The sequence below is a fragment of the Thiobacillus sp. genome, assembly GCF_024708915.1.
On sequence record NZ_JANJXQ010000041.1, the window covers coordinates 1 to 5,902 of the forward strand.

Annotated in this window: 7 protein-coding genes; 2 read left to right on the forward strand and 5 right to left on the reverse strand. The window is 67.2% G+C overall.

What is annotated here, in order from left to right:
- The 4 genes from Q0L94_RS03235 to Q0L94_RS03250 all read right to left on the reverse strand — a co-directional run.
- On the reverse strand, positions 1–536 hold a 536-nt coding region (locus Q0L94_RS03235; protein ID WP_296750020.1), incomplete at its 3' end, for a nickel-dependent hydrogenase large subunit.
- Positions 529–1,320, reverse strand: a complete 792-nt coding sequence (locus tag Q0L94_RS03240) for a sulfhydrogenase subunit delta (RefSeq protein WP_296750022.1) — start codon at positions 1,318–1,320, stop codon at positions 529–531. The genes Q0L94_RS03235 and Q0L94_RS03240, both read right to left, overlap by 8 nt.
- Positions 1,320–2,150: an FAD/NAD(P)-binding protein gene (locus tag Q0L94_RS03245; protein WP_296750024.1), complete on the reverse strand. Its 831-nt coding sequence runs from the start codon at positions 2,148–2,150 to the stop codon at positions 1,320–1,322. Before Q0L94_RS03245 ends, Q0L94_RS03240 begins: the two co-directional genes overlap by 1 nt.
- Entirely contained in the window at positions 2,147–3,268 is a 1,122-nt protein-coding gene (locus tag Q0L94_RS03250; protein ID WP_296750026.1) for a 4Fe-4S dicluster domain-containing protein, read from the reverse strand. Before Q0L94_RS03250 ends, Q0L94_RS03245 begins: the two co-directional genes overlap by 4 nt.
- Positions 3,269–3,420: 152 nt before the next feature.
- Between Q0L94_RS03250 and Q0L94_RS03255 the strand changes: the two genes are divergently transcribed.
- Together Q0L94_RS03255 and Q0L94_RS03260 are read left to right on the forward strand one after the other, a co-directional pair.
- Positions 3,421–4,086, forward strand: a complete 666-nt coding sequence (locus Q0L94_RS03255) for a hypothetical protein (RefSeq protein ID WP_296750028.1) — start codon at positions 3,421–3,423, stop codon at positions 4,084–4,086.
- 218 nt (positions 4,087–4,304) lie between these two features.
- Positions 4,305–4,712 (forward strand): TraR/DksA family transcriptional regulator, encoded by a 408-nt coding sequence (locus Q0L94_RS03260; RefSeq protein ID WP_296750029.1) that lies wholly within the window; start codon positions 4,305–4,307, stop codon positions 4,710–4,712.
- A gap of 131 nt (positions 4,713–4,843) precedes the next feature.
- On the opposite strand, the gene Q0L94_RS03265 is transcribed toward Q0L94_RS03260, so the two are convergent.
- Complete coding sequence (locus Q0L94_RS03265) at positions 4,844–5,689, reverse strand: pseudouridine synthase (protein ID WP_296750031.1); 846 nt, start codon at positions 5,687–5,689, stop codon at positions 4,844–4,846.
- Positions 5,690–5,902: the final 213 nt, after the last annotated feature.

Sequence of the window (5,902 nt, forward strand, 5' to 3'; positions counted from 1 at the left end):
CGCTCGACCGAAGGCGCGCCGTGAAACCCGCCGACGCGAATGCCGACCGGATGCACCGAACGCGCGCCGAACAGATCCATCAGTTCGTTGCCCAGCGCCTGGATGCGCAAGCCGCGGCGCACTTCTTCCGGGGCGATGCGCGCCAGTTCGATGGCGCTGCTGCAGCCGAAGAAATCCGGCGCGGCCAGCAGATGGATGTGCAGGCTGTGACTCTGGATCCATTCGCCGCAGTAGAACACCCGGCGCATGGCGCGCGCCCACGGGCTGAGTTCGACGCCGAACAGCTGTTCCAGCGCCTGCGCGGCGGTGGCCTGGTAGGCCACCGGGCAGATGCCGCAGATGCGCGCCACCATGTCGGGGATTTCGGTGTAGCTGCGGCCTTCGAGGAATTTCTCGAAGAAGCGCGGCGGCTCGAAGATGCGCAGGCGCAGTTCGGCGATCTCGCCGTTGTCGATGCGCAGGTCGAGCGCGCCCTCGCCTTCCACCCGGGTCAGCACGGGAACGTGAATGGCCACGCTGCGGCGCTGTTCACTCATCGCGCTTCATCCCTGCCTTGTCCGCCGCCGCCAGAAACGCCGGTGCCTGGCTGTTGATCGACCGGAAGCGCCGGGCGACGGCCGGCGGATCGAGCCCCTGGCGGCCGAACTGCGCCGCCAGCGCGTCGGTGTTGGCGTTTTCCGCCGGGCCGTAGCAGCCGTAGCAGTCGCGCCCCAGGCCGGGGCACAAGGCGCCGCAGCCGGCCCGCGTCACCGGCCCCATGCAGGGGATGCCGCGGCTCACCATCACGCATGCGAAGTTGCGCCGCTTGCATTCGGTGCACACCTTGTCGGCGTCGTCGCGCGGCGTCACCCCGAGCAGCAGGGAATTCACCACAGCCAGTATCTGCGGGCCGCTGACCGGGCAGCCCCACAGTTCGAAGTCGACGGCCACGTGGCTGGAAATCGGCGTCGAGCGTTCGAGGCTGGCGACTGCATCGGGGCGGCCGTAGATCTGCGCGATCCATGGTGCGCCATCGGCACCGTTGCGCAGGGCCTGGATGCCGCCGGCGGTGGCGCAGGCGCCGATGGCGATCAGCATGCGGCTGTGGCGGCGAATGCGCTGGATGCGTTCGAGATCTTCCGGCGTGGATACGCTGCCTTCGACGAACGCAAGGTCCACTTCGGCATCCGGGTCGAGCGGGCCGGCTTCGGCGAAGTGCACCAGGTCGACCCGTTCGGCCAGCGCGAGCAGATCCTCGCCGAGGTTGAGGAAGGCCAGCTGGCAGCCATCGCAGGAACTGAACTTGTGCACCGCCACGCGCGGTCTTGTCGGCGCGCGCATCAGAACCCCCGGTGCGCCAGCAGGGATTCGACCTGGCCCCAGTCGAACACCGGGCCGTCGCGGCAGACGAAGGCCCCGCCAAACTGGCAATGGCCGCAGCGGCCGACGGCACATTGCATGTTGCGTTCCATGCTCAGATGCAGACGCGACTCGGGCAGGCCGCGCGCCAGCAGCTTTTCGGCAGCGGCACGCATCATGCCTTCCGGCCCGCACATCAGCGCCGCCGCGCGGCCGGGGTCGAAGCGGGCCTGCTCGATCAGTTCCGTCGCGCGCCCGACGTGCCAGGGCCACAGCGCCCCTCCCTGGCTCGACGCAAGCAGCACCTGGGTATCCGGCAGCGCGGCCCAGCGGTCGTATTGCTCGCGCCAGATCAGGTCTTCGGCATGCTTCACCCCCTGGATGATGACGAGCTTGCCGTAGCGTTCGCGGCGCCTGAGGATGTAGTGAACGACGGAGACGACCGGTGCGCAGCCGAGCCCGCCGGTCACCAGCACGACGTCGCGCCCTTCCATTTCCGGCAATGGCCAGCCGCGTCCGTACGGCCCGCGCAGCCCCAGGCTGTCGCCCGGCCGCAGCGCCGCCAGCCCCTGGGTGACGCGCCCCAGGGCCCGGATGGTGTGGCCGATGCCGTCGCGTTCTTGCGGATCGGACATGACCGAGATCGGCACCTCGCCCACCCCGGCCAGATACAGCATGTTGAACTGGCCGGGTGCGAACCGGTAGGCTGCCTGCGCCGCCGCATCGCCAAGGCGCAGCTGCAGGGTGAAGATGGTGGGCGACTCCTGCGTGCGTTCCATCACGATGGCTTCGAGCGGCTGGCGCGCGGTCATGGCTGTTCCCGGTCTGCGGCCAGCACGGCGGCTTCCGCAGCGAGGTCGATTTCCGCCGGGCACCAGGCGATGCAGCGGCCGCAGCCAACGCAGCCGCTGCGCCCGTACTGGTCGTGCCAGGTGGCGAGCTTGTGGGTCAGCCACTGGCGGTAGCGGCTCTTGATATCGGGCCGCACGTTGAAGCCATGCAGATGGCCATGGCTCTCGCCAAAGCAGGAATCCCACATCCGCACATGCTCGCTTGCCTGGCCGTTCAGCGCAGGCTCGTCCATCTCGGCATGGCAGAAACAGGTCGGGCACACCGCGGTGCAGTTGCCGCAGGCGAGGCAGCGTGTCGCCACCTCGTCCCACTGCGGATGTTCCAGCCGGCTCATCAGCGCATCGCGCAGCTTGCGGCCGGGCAGGCTGCGCGTCTGCCCGGCTGCTGCCGCCTGTCCCTGTTGCCGTGCCGCGGCCATCTGCTGCGGGGATGCGGGCGGCAGCTTCAGCGTGTCCAGCAGCGCCGCCCCGTTCCGGCTTCCCGCCGCCGCGACGAAGCCGTCAGCCAGTTCAACCAGCGCGATATCGTAGCCGGTGGTCGGAGTCGGGCCGTCGCCGGTGGATGCGCAAAAACAGGTGGATGCCGGCTCGGCGCACTGCACCGCCACCAGGAACAGCTGTTCGCGGCGCCGCGCGTAATGGGTGTCGGGCTGGCCGCCTTGCAGGAAGTGGGCATCCTGCAAGGCCAGCGCGGCGAGATCGCAGGCGCGCACGCCGATCAGCGCCAGCATCGGGGCGGGCGGCGCCACCGCCATGAAGCGCAGCCGGCCCTGCTCGTCCCGCTGCGCCCGCCATAGCGATTCGCGGGGCGCGAACAGATGCGGCTTGATCGCCTGCGGCCCGTTCGCCCAGGCGAAATAGCGCTTGTGCGGATCCTGCTGCAAGCGGTAGCGCCCCGGCGTCTGCGCGGCCTGCAGGCCGCGCGGCAACGCATCGGGCGCTGCGAGTTCACGCATGACGATGGCGCCGTTCTCCGCCGCCGGGCCGAGGCAGCGATAGCCCCGTTCCATGAGCTTCGCCACCAGCATGCTCAACTGGGCGAGAGGCAGAAAACCGGCGTCTTCGGGTGGTGGGGACATAGACTGCGACACAGGGTATTTTACGCAGTGTATGCAGAAAGCCCCGTGCGGAACAGGCCCTTTACCCCGCCCACCCCCTGCCGGCAGGCATAAAAGGCCATTGCAAACCGTTCGCTATAATGCGCCTTTAAGTGGTAATGGAGGAGAGCCCCATGCAGCAGCAATTCGATGTGTTCGTCGCATCCCTGACTTCTTTCTGGACACAAATGGCGGGGTTCGTGCCGCAGTTGCTGGCAGCCATGCTGCTGCTGTTCGTCGGCTGGCTGCTTGCCAATCTGGTGCGCACCGGCGTCATGAAACTGCTCGACGTGCTGCGCTTCGACAGCCTCGCGGAAAAAACCGGCATCGAAGCCTTCCTCAAGCAGGGCAACCTGGATGTCTCGTTGTCGCGCCTGCTGGCCAAGCTGGCTTACTGGGTCATCATCTTCATCGTCGTCGTCACCGTGGCCAACAGTCTCGGCCTGCACATGGTGGCCGAGTTGTTCAACAAGGTGGTGTTCTACATTCCCAACATCATCGTCGCCATCCTGGTGCTGGTGTTCGGCGTGCTGGTGGCGCGCTTCATCAACCGCCTGGCCTTCGCCTACCTCAACAACATCGGCGTGCAGGGTGCGCTGACCATCAGCACGCTGGCCGAATACGCGACCATCATCTTTGTGGTGTTTGTGGCGCTGGAACAGCTGGCGATCGGCACCAACCTGCTGACCGCCGCGTTCCAGATCGGTTTCGGCGCGATCGGCCTGGCGTTTGCACTGGCGTTCGGGCTGGGCGGCCGCGAATGGGCGGCCGGGGTGATCAAGAAGATGACCGAGAAGTGATCCTGCCGCCTGCTCGCGTTGCGGCCGACACGCGCCCATGGTGACTTTCAGCATCCATGAAAAACCAGGCCAGGCCGAATGCCGGGGGCAGCGCGAGCCAGCCCCCCGCCTTGCCCGGTTCCGGTTCAGGCGTGGGACTTGCTATATATCGTGGAAGATCGATGATGTGCATTGGCACAGTTCGACACCCGTTTCTCAACGCTGCTACCCATGACGCCATGACCAAGCCTGAAAACCCCCTTACTCAAGAACAGATCGCGCACTTCGCACAGCGCATCGATGCGCGCAAGACCCTTTTGCTTGACGAAATCCGGCAGGTGCTCGCGCGTTCCAGCAACGAGCACCAGGCCGATCTCATCGGCGGGGCGGGCGATTCCGGCGATGCGGCGGCGGCATCCCTGCTGCGCGACATCACCGAGGCCGAGATCATTCGCGACGTGGGAGAGGTGCGCGACATCGTGGCGGCGGAGCAGCGCCTCGCAGCCGGAGAGTATGGGGTCTGCATCGACTGCGGATCCGCCATCCGCTACAAGCGGCTGGATGCCTATCCGACCGCCAAGCGCTGCCTCGCGTGCCAGGAACGCCGCGAAAAATTGCAGGCGCCTTCGCCCTACACGGGCCGCTGACGGCAAGTCTCGTACGCAAATGAAAGCCGCCGGCAGCGCAATTTCACGGTAGCTGCGCGCCGGCTCGATGAACGGCGAGGGAAAACCCGCGCAGAACTGAAGGCGGATGCAGGGGCAGAACGTCTGCCGCTTCAGCGTATGCGCGGCTTGCGGGTGTGCTTGTCGGGCACGCCGCGGGTTTGCCGGCGCGGGCTGGGCGTCATTTCCGCCCATTCCAGCACGCGTGCCACCAGATCGTCGTCGAGCTCCATCTTCTGTCCGCGGCGCAGCTGCGGCGGCAGCGCGATCGGGCCGAAACGGATCCGGGTGAGGCGCGACACCGTCAGGCCGAAATGCTCGAACAGCCGCCGCACTTCGCGCTTGCGGCCTTCCTTGATCACCACGCGATACCAGCGGTTGGCGCCCTCGCCGCCGGCGGCGAAGCAGCTTTGCAGCTGCGCCGGGCCGTCGTCGAGTTCCACCCCGGCCAGCAGCTGCGCGATCATGTCTTCGCTCAGTTCGCCCAGCACCCGCACCGCGTACTCGCGCTCGACCTCGAAGCGCGGATGCATCAGCTTGTTGGCCAGTTCGCCCGAGGTGGTGAAGATCATCAGACCGTCGGTGTTGTAGTCGAGCCGGCCGATGGCGATCCACTTGGCGCCGCGCAGGCGGGGCAGCGCGTCGAACACGGTGGCGCGGCCCTTGGGATCGTCGCGGCTGACGATCTCGCCCTCCGACTTGTGGTAGATCAGGATGCGCGTGCGCTTGTCCTCGAAGCGCAGATAGACGCGGCGGCCGCCGACCTTGACGATGTCGCGCGGGCCGACCTTGCTGCCGATGAGGGCGGTCTCGCCGTTGACCTGTACCCGGCCCTCGGCAATCCATTCCTCCATTTCGCGGCGCGAGCCGAGGCCGGCCGAGGCCAGCGCCTTTTGCAGGCGCTCGCCGGGGGCTTCGGGCGCAGTCGCCTGCTGCAGGCGGCTCGCGGCGCGCCCCATGGGGGCGGTGGGCGAACGGCGGATGGGGGATGGGCGAGTGGCCATATCAAAGAATCTCGGTAACAACGCTGACGCGGGCGGTCTCGATCACCGCGCCAAACGTCCGGGGAGCGTCATTGTCCGTCAATTCCGCGCGCAATTCAGGAATCAATGCAGTTTCATCCGGGGTGATGAGATTCCCCAGTTCTTCCAGCGGCGGCAGTTCGGACAGCG